Below are 15,259 nucleotides of genomic sequence, written 5' to 3'. Positions count from 1 at the left end.
CACCTCGGGCAGGGACAATTGCGTCATGACCGTAAACCCCGGACATCTCCCCCGTGACATGGACGTTCTGCCGGACGACCGGTTCCTGGACCGGGAGGAGAGCTGGCTCCGCTTCAACCAGCGCGTGCTGGAGCTGGCCGAGGACCCCGGCCTGCCGCTGCTCGAACGCGTCCGGTTCCTGTCGATCTTCGCCAGCAACCTGGACGAGTTCTTCATGGTCCGCGTCGCGGGGCTGGCGCGGCGGATGGCGACCGGCCTCGCCGTCCAGTCCGCCAGCGGGCGCCAGCCGCGCGAGGTGCTGGAGCGGACCGCGACCGTCGCGCACCAGCTCATGCTGCGGCACGCCGCGTCGTTCGCCGACGACGTCTGCCCGGCGCTCGCCCGCGAGGGCATCGACATCCTGCGCTGGGACGACCTGTCGGAGACCGAGCAGGAGCGGCTGCGGCGGTTCTTCCGGGACCGGATCTACCCCGTCCTGACCCCGCTCGTCGTGGACTCGGCGCACCCCTTCCCGTACATCTCGGGGCTGTCGCTGAACCTCGCGGTGATCGTCCGGGACCCCGAGACGGACGCGACGATGTTCGCCCGCGTCAAGGTCCCGCCGGTGCTGCCGCGCTTCGTGGAGGCGTCCGCGGATCGGTACACGCCCCTTGAGGACGTCATCGCCGCGCACCTGGACCAGTTGTTCACCGGGATGGAGGTCGTGGAGCACCACGCGTTCCGCGTGACCCGCAACCAGGACCTGGAGATCGACGACGACATCAGCGAGGGTCTGCTCCAGGCGCTGGAGCGGGAGCTGCTGCGCCGCCGCTTCGGCCCGGTCGTGCGGCTCGAAGTGGAACGGTCGATCACCCCGGCCGTCCTGGAGCTGCTGACGACCGAACTCGGCATCACCGAGCAGCAGATCTACCGGGTGCCGGGGCCGCTGGACCTGGCCGGGCTGAGCGCCATCGCCGACCTGGACCGGCCGGAGCTGAAGTACCCGCCGTTCGTGCCGTCCAAGGACTCGCTGCCCGAGGACGCGAGCATCTTCGCCGCGATCCGCGAGCGCGACGTGCTGATCCACCACCCCTACGACTCGTTCGCGACGACCGTCCAGCGGCTCATCGAGGACGCCGCCGCCGACCCGCGCGTCCTCGCGATCAAGCAGACGCTGTACCGGACGAGCGGCGACTCGCCCATCGTGGACGCGCTGATCGAGGCCGCCGAGGCGGGCAAGCAGGTCGTCGTCGTGGTGGAGCTGAAGGCGAGGTTCGACGAGCGCGCCAACATCGCGTGGGCGCGCAAGCTGGAGAAGGCGGGCTGCCACGTCGTCTACGGGTTCGTCGGGCTGAAGACGCACTGCAAGCTGGCCCTGGTCGTCCGGCAGGACGCCGACGGGACGCTGCGCCGCTACTGCCACATCGGCACCGGCAACTACCATCCGAAGACCGCGCGGCTCTACGAGGACCTGGGGCTGCTGACGGCCGCGCCCGAGGTCGGCGAGGACGTCAGCGCGCTGTTCAACCACCTCACCGGCTACTCGCGGCAGAAGACCTACAACCGGCTGCTGGTGGCGCCGCAGAGCGTGCGGTCCGGGCTCGTCCAGCGGGTGGACCGCGAGATCGAGCACCACCGGGCGGGGCGCGCCGCGCGCGTGCAGATCAAGTGCAACTCGCTGGTGGACGAGGTCCTGATCGACGCGCTGTACCGGGCGTCGCGGGCCGGCGTGCCGGTGGACGTGTGGGTGCGCGGAATCTGCGCGCTGCGTCCGGGCCTGCCGGGGCTGTCGGACACGATCCGCGTCCGCAGCGTCCTCGGGCGCTTCCTGGAGCACTCGCGGATCTTCACGTTCGCCAACGATGGCGATCCCGAGGTGTGGATCGGTAGCGCGGACCTCATGCACCGCAACCTGGACCGCAGGGTCGAGGCCCTGGTGCGGGTCACCGAACCCGCGCAGCGGAACGCGCTGCTGGACTTCATGAACCTGGCGATGGACGACGGCACGTCCGCGTGGTGGCTCGACGCCGAGGGCACCTGGACGCGCCGCACTCCGCCGCCCGGGGAGAAGCTGCTGGACGTCCAGACGCACCTGATCCGCAGCCGCCGGTGGAAGAACGTCGCCGATGGATGAGATCCGCGCCGCGGGCGTGGTGCTGTGGCGCGACGGCCTGGACGGGGCGGAGATCGCCGTGGTCCACCGGCCGCGCTACGACGACTGGTCGTTCCCGAAGGGGAAGGTCGAGCCGGGGGAGCACGTCGTCGCGACGGCGCTCCGGGAGACGGTCGAGGAGACGGGCATCGCGCCCGTGCTCGGCCGGCGGCTGCCCACCCAGCGCTACACGGTGTCCGGGCGGCCCAAGCGGGTGGACTACTGGGCGGCTGAGGCGGACGGTTCGGCGTTCGTCCCCAACGACGAGGTGGACGCGCTCGACTGGCTCCCGCCGGACGAGGCCGCGCGCCGCCTCAGCTACCCGGTCGACGCCGACCTGCTGCGCGCGTTCCTGGACGGCCCGCGCCGCACCCGGCCGCTGCTGATCGTCCGGCACGGCTCGGCGGGGGACAAGCGGACGTTCCCCGGCCCCGACGAGCTGCGCCCGCTGGACGACCTCGGCCGTGACGAGGCGGTCGCGCTGGCCGGCCCGCTCGTCGCGTTCGGCCCGTCCCGGCTGATCAGCTCGGCGACGGCCCGGTGCGTCGAGACCCTGCTGCCGCTCGCCCGCGCCACCGGGCTGCCGGTCGTCACGGCGGCGGCGGTCACGGTCGGCGCGGACGTCGACGCCGGGACGGCCTTCCTGCGCGCCCTCGCCGAACCCGCCGTCGTCTGCACGCACGGCGAGTCGCTGACGAAGATGGTGGACGGCCTCTGCCGCGCCCTCGGCGCCGCCGTCCCCGACGACACGTCCCTGCCGAAGGGCGGCTTCTGGGTCGTCCACCTCACGTCGGACGGTGTGGCCGGTTTGGAACGTCACAGCGTCTGACCGGAGTCAGCCGAGGCGCGGGCGCTTCTTCCACTTCTTCGCGAAGCGGCGCCGCGCCTCGGCGGCCCGGGCGTCCTCGCGGGCGTAGAGGACGCCGAGGCGGAAGGCGTCCTCCAGGTCGAGGGGCGCGGCGGCGCGCAGCCGGTTCCGGGCCGTCACGGCGTCCTGGTGCTCGCCGAGGACGGTCTGGAGCCGCTTCGCGCCCTTCACGGCCTTACGCGCGGGCTTCCCGCCCGCGTCGCGCGCGGCCTCGGCGGTGTAGCGGGCGAGCTTGGCGGCCTTGCGCAGCTCGTGCAGCGCGACGTCCCGCGCGGTGTCGGCGTCGGTGTCGGTCCGCGCGGTGCGCAGCGCGTCGTGCCGCCGCTCCATCCGCCGCCACGCACGGGCGACGGTCCGGCGCAGCTCGGGCCGGGCGGGACGGCGGGCGGCGCGGGTCAGCGGCGGGTCCAGGTGCAGCGCGTCCAGGGCGTCCAGCAGCGCGAAGTAGCGCGGCGTGCCGAGCGCGGCGCCGAGCCGGGCGCGGGCGGCGGCCTCCTCGGCGGCGAGCCCGGACGCGACCAGCTCGGGCGCGAGATCGGCGCCCGCGGCGGTCTCCGCGTCGAAGTGGGCGCGCAGGACGTCCAGGTCCCGCACGTCGCCGAGCGCGCCCGCCAGCCACTTCAGCTCGGTGCGCAGCGGATCGACGCGGGTCCGGTCGAGCAGCCGCCGGTACGTCTTCAGGACGCTCCGGAGCCGCCGCGTCGCGACCCGCATGTCGTGGACGTCCTCCTCGTCGGCGAGCCGGGCGCCGGGGTCGCGGCGCAGCAGCTCGTCCACGAGCCGCGCCAGGTAGGCGAGCAGGACGTCCCCGGCCGTCGTCGGCGGGCGCCCGCGGGCCTCGCGCCGCGCGACCTCGGCGGGCGACGGCGCGATCCGGCCCATGAGGACGCGGGCGAGCTTGGACGGGGACGCGGCGTCCCGCGCCCCGGCCGCCCGCAGCCGCTCCCCGGCGGCCTCCAGCAGCGCGCCGTCGCCCGCCCCGCCCAGCTCGACCTCGATCTCGCGCCACGCGATCGTGTCGTCGGTGCCCGTGCTGGTATCGGCGCGGCCCGTGACGGCGTCGTCCGCGACCTCGGCCAGCTCCGCGCCCGTGGCGTCCAGCAGCAGCCGCGCGGTGCGCTCGGTGTCGATCGCGGCGACGGGGACGAGCGGCAGCCCGCGCGTCCGGGCCAGGACGAGCCCGGCCAGCTCCGTCGGCACCGCGTCGCCGAGGCCCGGCGGGGCGTGGTGCTCGCGCCGCGCGGACGGCCCGGCGGGCAGCTTGAGGTGCCAGCCCGCGTCATGCCCCCCGGCGCGGCGGCGCAGCGTGATCCCGCCCGCCGCGAGCCGCAGGTCGGGCGTGTCGTAGTAGACGGCGCGCAGCGATTCCCGGACGGGCTCGGACACGGCCGCGACGCCGTCCAGCCCGGACAGGTCGGGCAGCGTGAAGTCCGGACCCGCCTCGTGCTTGGACTCGATCTCCAGATGTTCCGGCACTGGTTCCTCCTGGGGGGTCGGAACTTGCGCTTGATGATTCCCGGACAAAACTGCACAAAACGCCTGTAACGCCCAGCACACAGGGTTGACCGGGGACGCGGGCCGGGACCTTAATGACTCCATGTCCAATGAAGTGCGCTCCCGGACCGTCCGCGGCGACGGCGTCGACCTCGCCGTCTTCGAGCGGGGCGCCGGTCCCGCCGTCCTGCTGGTCCACGGCTACCCCGACACGCACCAGGTCTGGGACGCCGTCGCGGAGCGCCTGGCCGAGCGGTACCGCGTCATCAGCTACGACGTGCGCGGCGCGGGCGCGTCCGGGCGGCCCCGGCGCACCGCCGCGTACCGGTTCGAGCACCTCATGGCGGACATGCGGGCCGTGCTGGACGCGGTCAGCCCCGGCGAGCCCGTCCACCTCGTCGGGCACGACTGGGGCTCGATCCAGTGCTGGGAGGCCGCCTGCACGATGCCGGAGCGGTTCGCGTCCTACACGTCGATCTCCGGGCCGTCGCTGGACCACGTCGGGCACTGGACGCGCCGTTTCCACCCGCGCGCGTCGGTCCGGCAGACGCTGCACTCCTGGTACATCGGGTTCTTCCAGTCGCCGCTGCTGCCCGAGCTGGCGTGGCGCAGCGGCGTCGCCGGACGGCTGATCACGCGGCTGGAGCACGGCGACCCCGACTTCGCGGCCACGCTGCCGCACGACGGCGCCGCCGGGGTCCGCCTCTACCGCGCGAACATCCCGTCCCGGCTGCTGCGGCCCCGCGACCGCCGGACGGACCTGCCGGTGCAGATCGTGATCCCCGAGGACGACAACTACGTCACCCCCGCGCTCGCCGAGGCCGCGCGGCCGTTCGTCCCCAACCTGTGGATCCGGCGCGTGAAGGGACGGCACTGGATCCCGTCCGCACGCCCCGACCTCATCGCGCGGCTCGTCGGCGAGCACGTCGAGCAGGTGCGCGGCGCCGAGCCGTCCCGGGGCGTGCGCCGGGCGCGCGTCGAGAGCAAGCCGGAGTTCGCCGGGCAGCTCGTCGTGGTGACGGGCGCGGGCAGCGGCATCGGCCGCGCCACCGCGCTGGCCTTCGCCGAACGCGGCGCGGAGATCGTCGCCGCCGACCGCGACACCGAGTCCGCCGAGCGCACCGCGCGGCTCGCGTCCCTGCTCGGCCCGCCCGCCCGCGCCTACACGGTGGACGTCTCCGACGTCGCCGCGATGGAGAAGTTCGCCGCCGAGATCGACGTCCCGGACGTCCTGGTCAACAACGCGGGCATCGGCATGTCCGGCTCGTTCCTCGACCACACGCCCGAGGACTGGGAGCGCGTCCTCGGCGTCAACCTCGGCGGCGTCATCCACGGCGCGCGGCTGTTCGGCCGCCGGATGGCCGAGCGCGGCGAGGGCGGCCACATCGTCAACCTCGCGTCGATGGCCGGGTACACGCCGTCGCGCGAGCTGCCCGCCTACAGCACGAGCAAGGCGGCCGTGCTGATGCTGAGCGAGTGCCTGCGCGCCGAACTCGCGGACGCGGGCGTCGGCGTCTCGGCGATCTGCCCCGGCGTCGTCACCACCGCGATCACCCGGACCACCGCGTTCGTCGGCCTCACCCCGGACGCCCAGGACCGGCGCCGCCGCCGGATCACTCGCGCCTACGGCCGCCGCGCCTATCCGCCGGAGCGGGTCGCGGCGCAGATCGTCCGGGCCGTCCGGGACGACCGCGCCGTCGTGCCGGTGACGCCCGAGGCCCGGCTGGCCTACCTGGCGTCGCGCGTCTCCCCGTCGCTCCTGCGGCTGGCGGCCCGCGTCCGGCTCAACTGAGCGGCTCGGCCAGCCCGACCACGATCCCCTCGGGGCCGCGCACGTAGCAGAGCAGGAACTGGTCCTCGTACCGGACGATCTCGCCGACCAGGTCCGCGCCGACCGCCTTGACGCGGGAGACCGTGGCCTCGATGTCGTCCACCGCGAACATCACGCGGCGGATCCCCAGCGTGTTCGTCGGCGCGTCCACCGGCCCGTGGCGGACGGCCCCCGGCGAGTGGAACTTCGCCAGCTCGACCCCGCCCGGCACGCCCGGGATCCGCAGCATCGCGATCTCCTGCCGGACGTCCGCCAGCCCGATCACCCGCTCCACCCACGGCTCGTCCAGCGGCCACCGGCCCTGCAGCTCCATGCCCAGTTCGACGAAGAAGGCGATCACCGCGTCGAGGTCGTCGACCACGATGAGGACGTTGTCCATCCGCTGAATCGTCATGGGCGCGAGCGTAGCGGCGGGCACCGACGGTTCAGTCCTCGGCGGTGAGGGGCTTGGCGATGTCCTCCAGGCCCTTGCGCTCGGCCTTCACGCCGAACACCACCTCGACCAGCCCGGCCGCGATCATCAGCAGCGCGCCGGTCACGAACGCCATCGACGTCGTCCCGATCCCGCCCGCGATGAGCTTGGAGAAGACGAGCGGGCCGGTGATGCCGCCGACCGCGGTGCCGATCGCGTAGAAGAACGCGATGGCGAGCGCCCGGGTCTCCATCGGGAAGACCTCGCTGACCGTCAGGTACGCCGAACTGGCGCCCGCGGAGGCGAAGAACAGCACGCCGCACCAGCAGGCCGTCAGCGTCAGCGCCGACAGGATCCCCGCGTCGAACGCCCACGCGGTGAGCAGCAGCAGCACGCCGGACAGGATGTACGTCCCGCTGATCATCGGCTTGCGGCCCACGCTGTCGAACAGCGGCGACAGCAGCAGCGGCCCGAGGAAGTTGCCCGCCGCGATGACCGCGTAGAAGTAGCCGGTCGCCGCGTCCACGTGGAAGAACTTGGTGAGGATGTCGGCGTACCCGAACGTGATCGCGTTGTAGAGGAACGCCTGCCCGATGAACAGTGCGAACCCGAGGATCGCGCGCTTGGGGTAGTGCGCCCACAGCGTCCGCGCGATGAGCCCGAAGCCGAGGCTCTTGCGCTGGCGGATCGTGATCTCCTGGGACGGCTCGACCAGCCGCTTGCCCGACTCGTGCTCGACCTCTTTCTCGACGTCCCCGACGAGTTGCTCCGCCGCGTTCGTCCGGCCGTGGATGATCAGCCAGCGCGGGCTCTCCGGGACGTGCCGCCGCACCACCAGGATGATCAGGCCGAGCACCACGCCGAGCGCGAACGCCAGCCGCCAGCCGACGTTCACCGGCAGCTCGCTGAGCAGCGGGACGGTCAGCAGCGCCCCCGCCGCCGCGCCCAGCCAGAAGCTGCCGTTGATCACGATGTCGATCCGGCCGCGGTGCCGGCTCGGGATCAGCTCGTCGATCGCGGAGTTGATCGCCGCGTACTCGCCGCCGATGCCGAAGCCGGTGATGAACCGGCACAGGAAGAACCACCAGGGCGTCCACGACAGCGCGGTGAGCGCGGTGCCGAGCAGGTACACCACCAGCGTGATCATGAACAGCTTCTTGCGGCCGAAGCGGTCGGTCATCCAGCCGAAGAACAGCGCGCCCAGGCAGGCGCCCGCGACGTAGACGGCCGCGCCGACGCCCGTCACGGCGCTCGCGCTGATGTGGACGCCGCTGCCCGGTTTGGCGAGCTGCGGGGCGAGGTTGCCGACGATCGTGACTTCGAGACCGTCCAGGATCCAGACGGTGCCGAGGCCGATGACGATCATCCAGTGCCAGCGCGACCAGGGCAGCCGGTCCAGCCGGGCGGGGATCTTTGTCCGGACTGTGCCGGTCTGCACGCCGTGCGTGCCTGCGGTACTCGTCACGCAAAAGGTAGTAACCGGTGGCGAAGCGAACAACCTTTGTGATCAACAAAGGTTCCGTCGTGTCCCCGCCGACCTGCGGCGCGGCGCCGGATCTTTGCCCGCCGCAAACGCCTACATGACGGACGAAAACGTCGTCCCGGGGCGCGTGACGGCCCCGGGACGACGTCTCCGCGGTCTAGCTGGTGTAGCTCGGCAGCATCCGCTCGTGCGTCTCGCGCAGCTCCGACAGCGGGATCGCGAACAGCTCGCCGGTCTCGCCCTCGGCCGTGCGGCCCGTGACGCGCAGCTCGTCGCCGCCGACGACGCCGAGCTGCGTCACCGGCACGCCGAACTGCTCGCACAGCGCCGCCACGCGCGCCTCGCCGCCCGGCCGGATCGCCACGACGGCCCGCGCGACCGACTCGCTGAACAGCGTCACGAACGCGTCCCCCGGCAGCGTGATCGACGCGCCGAGCCCGCCGCGCAGGCACGACTCGACCAGCGCCTGCGACAGGCCGCCGTCCGACAGGTCGTGCGCGGCCGTCAGCAGGCCGTCGCGCGCCGCCGCGACCAGCACGGACGCGAGCGCCCGCTCCGCCGCGAGGTCCACCTTCGGCGGCAGTCCGCCCAGGTGGCCGTAGACGACGTGCGCCCATTCCGACCCGCCGAACTCCTCGCGGGTCTCGCCGAGCAGCGCCAGCGTCGCGCCGTCGGAGGTGAACGACATGTTCACGCGGCGCCGGACGTCGTCGTGGACGCCCAGCACCCCGATCACCGGCGTCGGGTTGATCGGCGTGCTGCCGGTCTGGTTGTAGAAGCTGACGTTGCCGCCGGTGACGGGCGTCCCGAGGTACTGGCACGCGTCCGCGAGCCCCTCGGCGGCCTGCGCGAACTGCCACATGACGCCCGGGTCCTCCGGGGAGCCGAAGTTCAGGCAGTTCGTCACCGCGAGCGGGCGCGCGCCCGTCGCCGCCACGTTCCGGTACGCCTCCGACAGCGCGAGCTGCGCGCCCGAGTACGGGTCGAGGCGCGCGTAGCGGCCGTTGCCGTCCAGCGAGAGCGCCACGCCGAGGCCCGTGTCCGGGTCGATCCGGACGATCCCGGCGTTCTCCGGCATCGCCTGGACGGTGTTGCCGAGCACGTACCGGTCGTACTGCGACGTGATCCACGTCTTGGACGCCAGGTTCGGCGACCCGGCCAGCCACAGCACCGTGCGGCGCAGCTCGTCCCCGTTGGACGGCCGCGTGAGCTGCCCCGGCGTGTTGCTCTGCAGCGCGCCGAGGTCGGCGGGCGGCGCGGCCGGACGCTCGTACACCGGCCCCTCGTCGGCGGCCGTGCCCGGCGGGATGTCGACGATCGTCTCGCCGCGCCAGGTCATCACGAGCCGTCCGGTGTCGGTGACCTCGCCGATCACGGTCGCCGGGATCTCCCAGCGGGCGCAGATCTCCAGGAACCGCTCGACCTTGGCGGGCTCGACCACCGCCATCATCCGCTCCTGCGACTCGCTCATGAGGATCTCCTCGGGGAGCAGCGTCGCGTCGCGCAGCGGGACGGTGTCGAGGTCGACGGCCATGCCGCCCGTCCCGGCGGCGGCCAGCTCGGTCGTCGCGCAGGACACCCCGGCCGCGCCGAGGTCCTGGACGCCGACGACCAGGTCCTCGGCGAACAGTTCCTGGCAGCACTCGATGAGCACCTTCTCCAGGAACGGGTCGCCGACCTGGACGCTCGGGCGCTTGGCCTGCGAGGCGTCGTCGAACGTCGCGGAGGCCAGCACGGACGCGCCGCCGATGCCGTCCGGGCCGGTGCCCGCGCCGAACAGGATCACCTTGTTGCCGGGGCCGGGGGCCGCCGCGCGCTGGATCTCGTCGTGCCGCATGATGCCCACGCACAGCGCGTTGACCAGCGGGTTCTGCGCGTAGCAGGCGTCGAAGACCGTCTCGCCGCCGATGTTGGGCAGGCCGAGCGAGTTGCCGTACCCGCCGACGCCCGCGACGACGCCGGGCAGCACCCGCTGCGTGTCGGGCGCGTCCGCCGGGCCGAAGCGCAGCGAGTCCATGACGGCGACCGGGCGGGCGCCCATCGCCATGATGTCGCGGACGATCCCGCCCACGCCCGTCGCGGCGCCCTGGTACGGCTCCACGTAGGACGGGTGGTTGTGCGACTCGACCTTGAACGTCACCGCCCAGCCCTGGCCGACGTCCACGACCCCGGCGTTCTCGCCCATCCCGACGAGCAGCGCGTCGGTCTGCGGCGCCTTCTCGGCGAACTGCCGCAGGTGGACCTTGGACGACTTGTAGGAGCAGTGCTCGCTCCACATCACCGAGTAGATCGCCAGCTCGGCGGACGTGGGGCGGCGGCCGAGGATCTCGCGGACGCGCTGGTACTCGTCGTCCTTCATCCCCAGCTCGGCGTACGGCTGCGGCCGGTCGGGGGTGCGCCGGGCGGCGTCGACGGTGTCGGTGACGACCTCGGGCGCCGCCGCGACGGCGGGCTGCTCGCCCGTGCCGGCGGGCTCCGCGCCGTCCTCGGCCACGGCGGGCTGCGGCCCGGTGTTCCCCGTGACGACGGCCTGCGGCCCCGTGTTCCCGGGAACGACGGCCTGCGGGCCCGTACCGCCGGGCACGACGGCCTGCGGGCCCGTACCGCCGGGTACGGCCGGTTGCGGTCCTGTGCCGCCGGGCACGGCGGGCTGGGGGCCTGTACCGCCCGTGACGGCGGGCTGCGGTCCGGTCTCGTCCGGAACGACGGCCTGCGGCCCCGTCCCGCCCGTGACGGCAGGCTGCGGGCCGGTGCCACCGGGCACGGCCGGTTGCGGCCCTGTACCGCCGGAGACGGCGGGCTGAGGCCCTGTACCGCCCGGGACGACGGCCTGTGGGCCTGTACCGCCCGGAACGACGGGCTGCGGCCCGGTGCCGGGCACGGCGGGCTGCGGTCCCGTGCCGCCCGTGACGGCGGGCAGGGGCCCTGTGCCGCCCGTGACGGCGGGCAGGGGGCCTGTACCGCCCGTGACGGCGGGCTGAGGTCCCGTACCGCCCGGAACGGCGGGCTGCGGGCCCGTGTTCCCGGTGACGGCGGGCTGGGGGCCGGTGTTCTCGCCGGGCACGACCGGCTGCGGGCCGGTCCCGGTCACGGCGGGCTGCTCGCCGCTCTCGGCCACGCCCACGACGAGACCGGGCAGCGCGCCCTCCTCGGCCAGCGCGCGCACGAAGTCGGCGTCCGCGTCGGCGGGCGCGAGGCCCGGCGCGGGCGGCGGGGTCGGGGTGGCCTCCGGAGTCGCCTCACCGGCGGGCTCGGGCGCCGCGGCCGGCACCGGCGGGGACGAGGCGCGGCGCAGCGCGGCGTCGCCCTCCTCCACGATGGCCCCGAACGCCTCGGTGACCGCCGGGTCGACCGGCGCCAGCTCCGGGTCGCCCTCGTCGGACTTCAGGTCCTCCAGCCACTCCAGGCTGGGCTCGTCGCGCCGGCGCCGGGACTTGCGGTCCGGGCCGGAGACGTCGGGACGCTGCTCGCTCATCTGTTCTCCCTCCTGCGCGCCCGGCTCCCCGGGGTCATGCCTCCACCAGCCGCTTGACGATCGAGGTGAAGAAGCCGAGCCCGTCGGTGGACGGCCCGGTCAGCGACTCGACGGCGTGCTCGGGGTGCGGCATCAGCCCGACGACGTTGCCCGCCTCGTTGCGGACGCCCGCGATGTCGTTGAGCGAGCCGTTCGGGTTCAGGTCGAGGTAGCGGGCGACCACGCGGCCCTCGCCCTCGAGTTCGGCGAGCGTGTCGGGGTCGGCGACGTAGCGGCCGTCCCGGTTCTTGATCGGGACGACGATCTCCTGCCCGGCGGTGTAGTCGCGCGTCCAGGCGGTGTCGGCGTCGTCCACCCGCAGCCGCTGGTCGCGGCAGACGAAGTGCAGGCCCGCGTTCGGGAGCAGCGCGCCGGGCAGCAGGTGCGCCTCGCAGAGCACCTGGAAGCCGTTGCAGATGCCGAGGACGGGCAGCCCGCCGCGCGCCGCGTCCACCAGCTTCTCCATCAGCGGCGCGAACCGGGCGATGGCCCCGGCCCGCAGGTAGTCCCCGTAGGAGAACCCGCCGGGCAGGACGACCGCGTCCACGCCCCGGAGGTCGTCGTCGGCGTGCCAGAGCGCGACCGGCTCGGCGCCGGCCAGCCGCACGGCGCGCGCGGCGTCACGGTCGTCGAGGGAACCTGGGAAGGTGATGACCCCCACCCGGGCAGCGTCCATCTTCGTTCCTTTAGGTAGCGATCTTCGTCCGCCGGTCACGGCGAACCGACCCCGCTGGATGAGGGCGGCCGGAGAGGGGCGGCACTGCCCGCCGTCGCCGCTGCGCGTCGCGAGTCTCCTGGCGCGCGCTCCCCAATCTACCCGGCGCTGTGCGTGAGACGGCGGTCAAGTCGCCGGATGACGGCCCCGTCCCGCCAGGTCAGGCGCTTCCGCAGGTGGACGATGGTGCCCCGGTCGGTCGCCGGGTCGATCGTCACCTCGTCCACCAGCGCGCGCATGATCCTAATCCCGCGGCCCGACTCGGCCAAGTCGCCCCGGTCGGACGTGAGAGATGCCTCACTCGCGCCGCGGCCCCAGTCCATGATCCGCAGGTGGCAGGAGTCGCCGTCGAGGAGCCCGGCGACCTCGTAGTCGCCGCGGCCGTGCTGGACGGCGTTGGTGCAGGCTTCGGAGAGGGCGATGAGCAGGTCGCCGACGCAGTCCTCGGCGGCGCCGAGGCCGCGCAGGACGTCCCCGACGACGCGGCGGACCAACGGGATCGTCGGCGCCTCGCCGGGCACGGCCAGCGAGAAGTTCATGTCCATCGCGCCCCCTGGTCCGCACGCCGTGGGTTCGGACTACGTACCGGTAAAGGGCTTCCCCGGCATGATCTGTCGTAATCGTTACGCCGTGGGGTCTTTGCGGGGCGCGGAAGTGACGCCCGCCTTACAGGACGCGCACCTCGTAGCTCTCGACGACCGGGTTCGCGAGCAGGGTCTCGGCGATCGTCCGGACCTGGTCGAGGGCGGCCTCGTCGGCCGGGCCGTCCAGCTCGACCTCGAAGCGCTTGCCCTGGCGCACCGCGCTCACGCCCGCGAAGCCGAGCTGCGGGAGCTTGCGGGCGATGGCCTGCCCCTGCGGGTCGAGGATCTCCGGCTTCAGCATGACGTCCACGACGACGCGCGCCACGACGGCCCCCTCACTGATCTGCGCGTTCCCGTGCGGACTCCGCGCGATTCCCAACGTCCGGACTGACGACAGGCAGCGTACGGCACGATGGCAGGTCACAGCCCACCGTCCCCCCAGGAGAGCCGCGATGAACCCCGACGAGCTGTCGCCGCCCGAGCGCCGTCTGTGGGAGGCCTACCGCCGGGGCGCGTCGGTGGACCTGTCCGGCGGGACGGGCCGCACCGACACCGGAGGCTCGGCGCTGTGGGGCCCGGAGCGGATGATCCGCGCGGACGTGCTGGCGGCGCTGCTGGCGGGCGCGGTGGAGCCCCAGCCGGGCCAGGTCGCGGGCGTCCGGCTGACGGGCGCGCGGATCACCGGGACGCTGAACCTCAAGCACGCGCGCGTGGACGTCCCGCTGGACCTGACCGGCTGTGTCCTCGACGAGGCTCCGCACCTGTACTGGGCGACGATGAACAGCGTCCACCTGCTGGGCTGCACGCTGCCGGGGCTGGTGGCGTCCGGCGCGCGGATCGACGGGCACCTGTGGCTGGAGGACAGCCGGATCGGCGGCGGCGTCTGGCTGGACGGCGCCCACATCAGCGGCATCCTGAACATGTCGGGCGTCCGGGTGGCCAATCCGGGCGGGGACGCGCTGCTCGGCGACCGGCTCGTCGTGGACGCCAACGTCTACTGCGACAAGGGCTTCACCGCCGAGGGCGAGGTGCGGCTGCCCGGCGCGCGGATCGGCGGCCAGCTCATCCTGCGGGGCGCCACGCTGAACAACGCCGGCGGTCCCGCGCTGTACGCGAGCCGGCTGGAGGTCGGCGCGAACGTGTTCTGCGACGCGGGGTTCACCGCGCGCGGCGAGGTCCGGATGCGCGGGGTGCGGGTCGGCGGCTACTTGTCGTTCGTGGGCGCGAACCTGGCCGCGCCCGGCCGGACGGCCCTGAACGCCGACGACCTCGCCGTCGAGACCGACGTGTACTGCTCCGACGGGTTCACCGCCGAGGGCGCGGTCACGTTCGCGGGCGCGCGCGTGCAGGGCCAGCTCGACCTGCGCGGCGCCCGGCTCGCGCACGAGGGCGGGACGGCGCTCAGCCTCCAGCGCATCCAGGCCGAGGAGGTCGTGCTGCGTCCGGCCGAGCCGGTGCGCGGCGTCGTGGACCTCGCCTACGCGCGGATCAACCTGCTGCGCGACGACCCCGCGTCCTGGCCCGACCGGCTCCAGCTCGACGGCTTCCAGTACGAGACGCTGGAGCCGCCGCTGTCGGCCCGCGAGCGCCTGAACTGGCTGCGCCGCGACACCGACGGCTACCAGCCGCAGCCCTACGAGCGCCTGGCCCAGACCTACCGGACGCTCGGCCTGGACGAGGAGGGGCGCTCGGTCCTGCTCGCCAAGGCCCGCGACCGGCGCGCGACGCAGAGCCTGCCGCGCAAGGCCGTCGGGTGGGTGCAGGACGTCCTGGTCGGTTACGGCTACCGTCCGTTCCGGGCGTTGACCTGGCTCCTGGGGCTGCTCGCGATCGGGACGGTCGTTTTCTCGCTGCACCATCCGGGCGTCCTGGACGACGGCCACAAGCCCCATTTCAACGCCTTCTTCTACACGCTGGACCTGCTGCTGCCGATCGGGAGCCTCGGTCAGGAGGCGGAGTTCGCGCCGTCCGGGTTCTACCAGTGGATCGCGAACCTCATCACGGCGGGCGGCCTGCTGCTCGGACTGACGGTCGCGGCCGGTGTGACGCGGGCGCTCTCGCGGGAGTGACGGTCGGCGGGACGCGGGTAGGAACTGGTCATCGGGGGTTGCGCCCCGGGGCGTGATGTCTGTCACGATGGCTTATGTGGCTTTCATCCCCCACCCGGGGTGGAGCCTCCGAGGCCGGTCCCGGCTGCGGCGACCCCGCGTCCGGGACCCCGAACCAG

At 73.7% G+C, this 15,259-nt stretch carries 11 protein-coding genes; 4 read left to right on the top strand and 7 right to left on the bottom strand.

The window, feature by feature from the left end; translation table 11 throughout:
• The first annotated feature begins 25 nt into the window (after positions 1–25).
• Positions 26–2,113, top strand: coding sequence for an RNA degradosome polyphosphate kinase (locus tag GQ466_RS23060; RefSeq protein ID WP_161105087.1), 2,088 nt, complete (start codon positions 26–28; stop codon positions 2,111–2,113).
• On the top strand, positions 2,106–2,960 hold the full coding sequence (locus tag GQ466_RS23055; protein ID WP_161105086.1) for an NUDIX hydrolase: 855 nt from the start codon (positions 2,106–2,108) through the stop codon (positions 2,958–2,960). The genes GQ466_RS23060 and GQ466_RS23055 overlap by 8 nt, the downstream gene beginning before the upstream one ends.
• 6 nt (positions 2,961–2,966) lie before the next feature.
• Here GQ466_RS23055 and GQ466_RS23050 read toward each other — a convergent pair whose 3' ends face one another.
• Positions 2,967–4,475, bottom strand: coding sequence for a CHAD domain-containing protein (locus GQ466_RS23050; RefSeq protein WP_202420960.1), 1,509 nt, complete (start codon positions 4,473–4,475; stop codon positions 2,967–2,969).
• Positions 4,476–4,596: 121 nt separating this feature from the next.
• Between GQ466_RS23050 and GQ466_RS23045 the strand changes: the two genes are divergently transcribed.
• Positions 4,597–6,285 (top strand): SDR family oxidoreductase, encoded by a 1,689-nt coding sequence (locus tag GQ466_RS23045; protein WP_161105084.1) that lies wholly within the window; start codon positions 4,597–4,599, stop codon positions 6,283–6,285.
• Here GQ466_RS23045 and GQ466_RS23040 read toward each other — a convergent pair.
• The 6 genes from GQ466_RS23040 to purS all read right to left on the bottom strand — a co-directional run bounded on the left by GQ466_RS23040 (position 6,278) and on the right by purS (position 13,357).
• Complete coding sequence (locus tag GQ466_RS23040) at positions 6,278–6,718, bottom strand: VOC family protein (protein WP_161105083.1); 441 nt, start codon at positions 6,716–6,718, stop codon at positions 6,278–6,280. The two genes, GQ466_RS23045 and GQ466_RS23040, sit on opposite strands and share 8 nt — an antisense overlap.
• 31 nt (positions 6,719–6,749) lie before the next feature.
• Positions 6,750–8,201, bottom strand: coding sequence for an MFS transporter (locus tag GQ466_RS23035; RefSeq protein ID WP_337193589.1), 1,452 nt, complete (start codon positions 8,199–8,201; stop codon positions 6,750–6,752).
• Positions 8,202–8,376: 175 nt separating this feature from the next.
• Positions 8,377–10,578, bottom strand: a complete 2,202-nt coding sequence (gene purL / locus GQ466_RS23030; protein ID WP_237418302.1) for a phosphoribosylformylglycinamidine synthase subunit PurL — start codon at positions 10,576–10,578, stop codon at positions 8,377–8,379.
• A gap of 1,150 nt (positions 10,579–11,728) precedes the next feature.
• The gene (gene purQ, locus GQ466_RS23025; protein ID WP_161105082.1) at positions 11,729–12,409 is read right to left on the bottom strand and encodes a phosphoribosylformylglycinamidine synthase subunit PurQ; all 681 of its coding nucleotides are present in this window, start codon (positions 12,407–12,409) and stop codon (positions 11,729–11,731) included.
• 137 nt (positions 12,410–12,546) lie between these two features.
• Positions 12,547–12,993: an ATP-binding protein gene (locus tag GQ466_RS23020; protein ID WP_161105081.1), complete on the bottom strand. Its 447-nt coding sequence runs from the start codon at positions 12,991–12,993 to the stop codon at positions 12,547–12,549.
• A gap of 121 nt (positions 12,994–13,114) precedes the next feature.
• The gene (gene purS / locus GQ466_RS23015) at positions 13,115–13,357 is read right to left on the bottom strand and encodes a phosphoribosylformylglycinamidine synthase subunit PurS (protein WP_161105080.1); all 243 of its coding nucleotides are present in this window, start codon (positions 13,355–13,357) and stop codon (positions 13,115–13,117) included.
• Between the two features lie 127 nt (positions 13,358–13,484).
• Here purS and GQ466_RS23010 point away from each other — a divergent pair, with 127 nt between their 5' ends.
• Positions 13,485–15,101: a hypothetical protein gene (locus GQ466_RS23010; protein ID WP_161105079.1), complete on the top strand. Its 1,617-nt coding sequence runs from the start codon at positions 13,485–13,487 to the stop codon at positions 15,099–15,101.
• The last annotated feature ends 158 nt before the right edge of the window (positions 15,102–15,259 follow it).

The organism is Actinomadura rayongensis (genome assembly GCF_009831215.1).
GTDB classification, from domain to species: domain Bacteria; phylum Actinomycetota; class Actinomycetes; order Streptosporangiales; family Streptosporangiaceae; genus Spirillospora; species Spirillospora rayongensis.
This window is presented reverse-complemented; position numbering and strand designations above follow the sequence as displayed.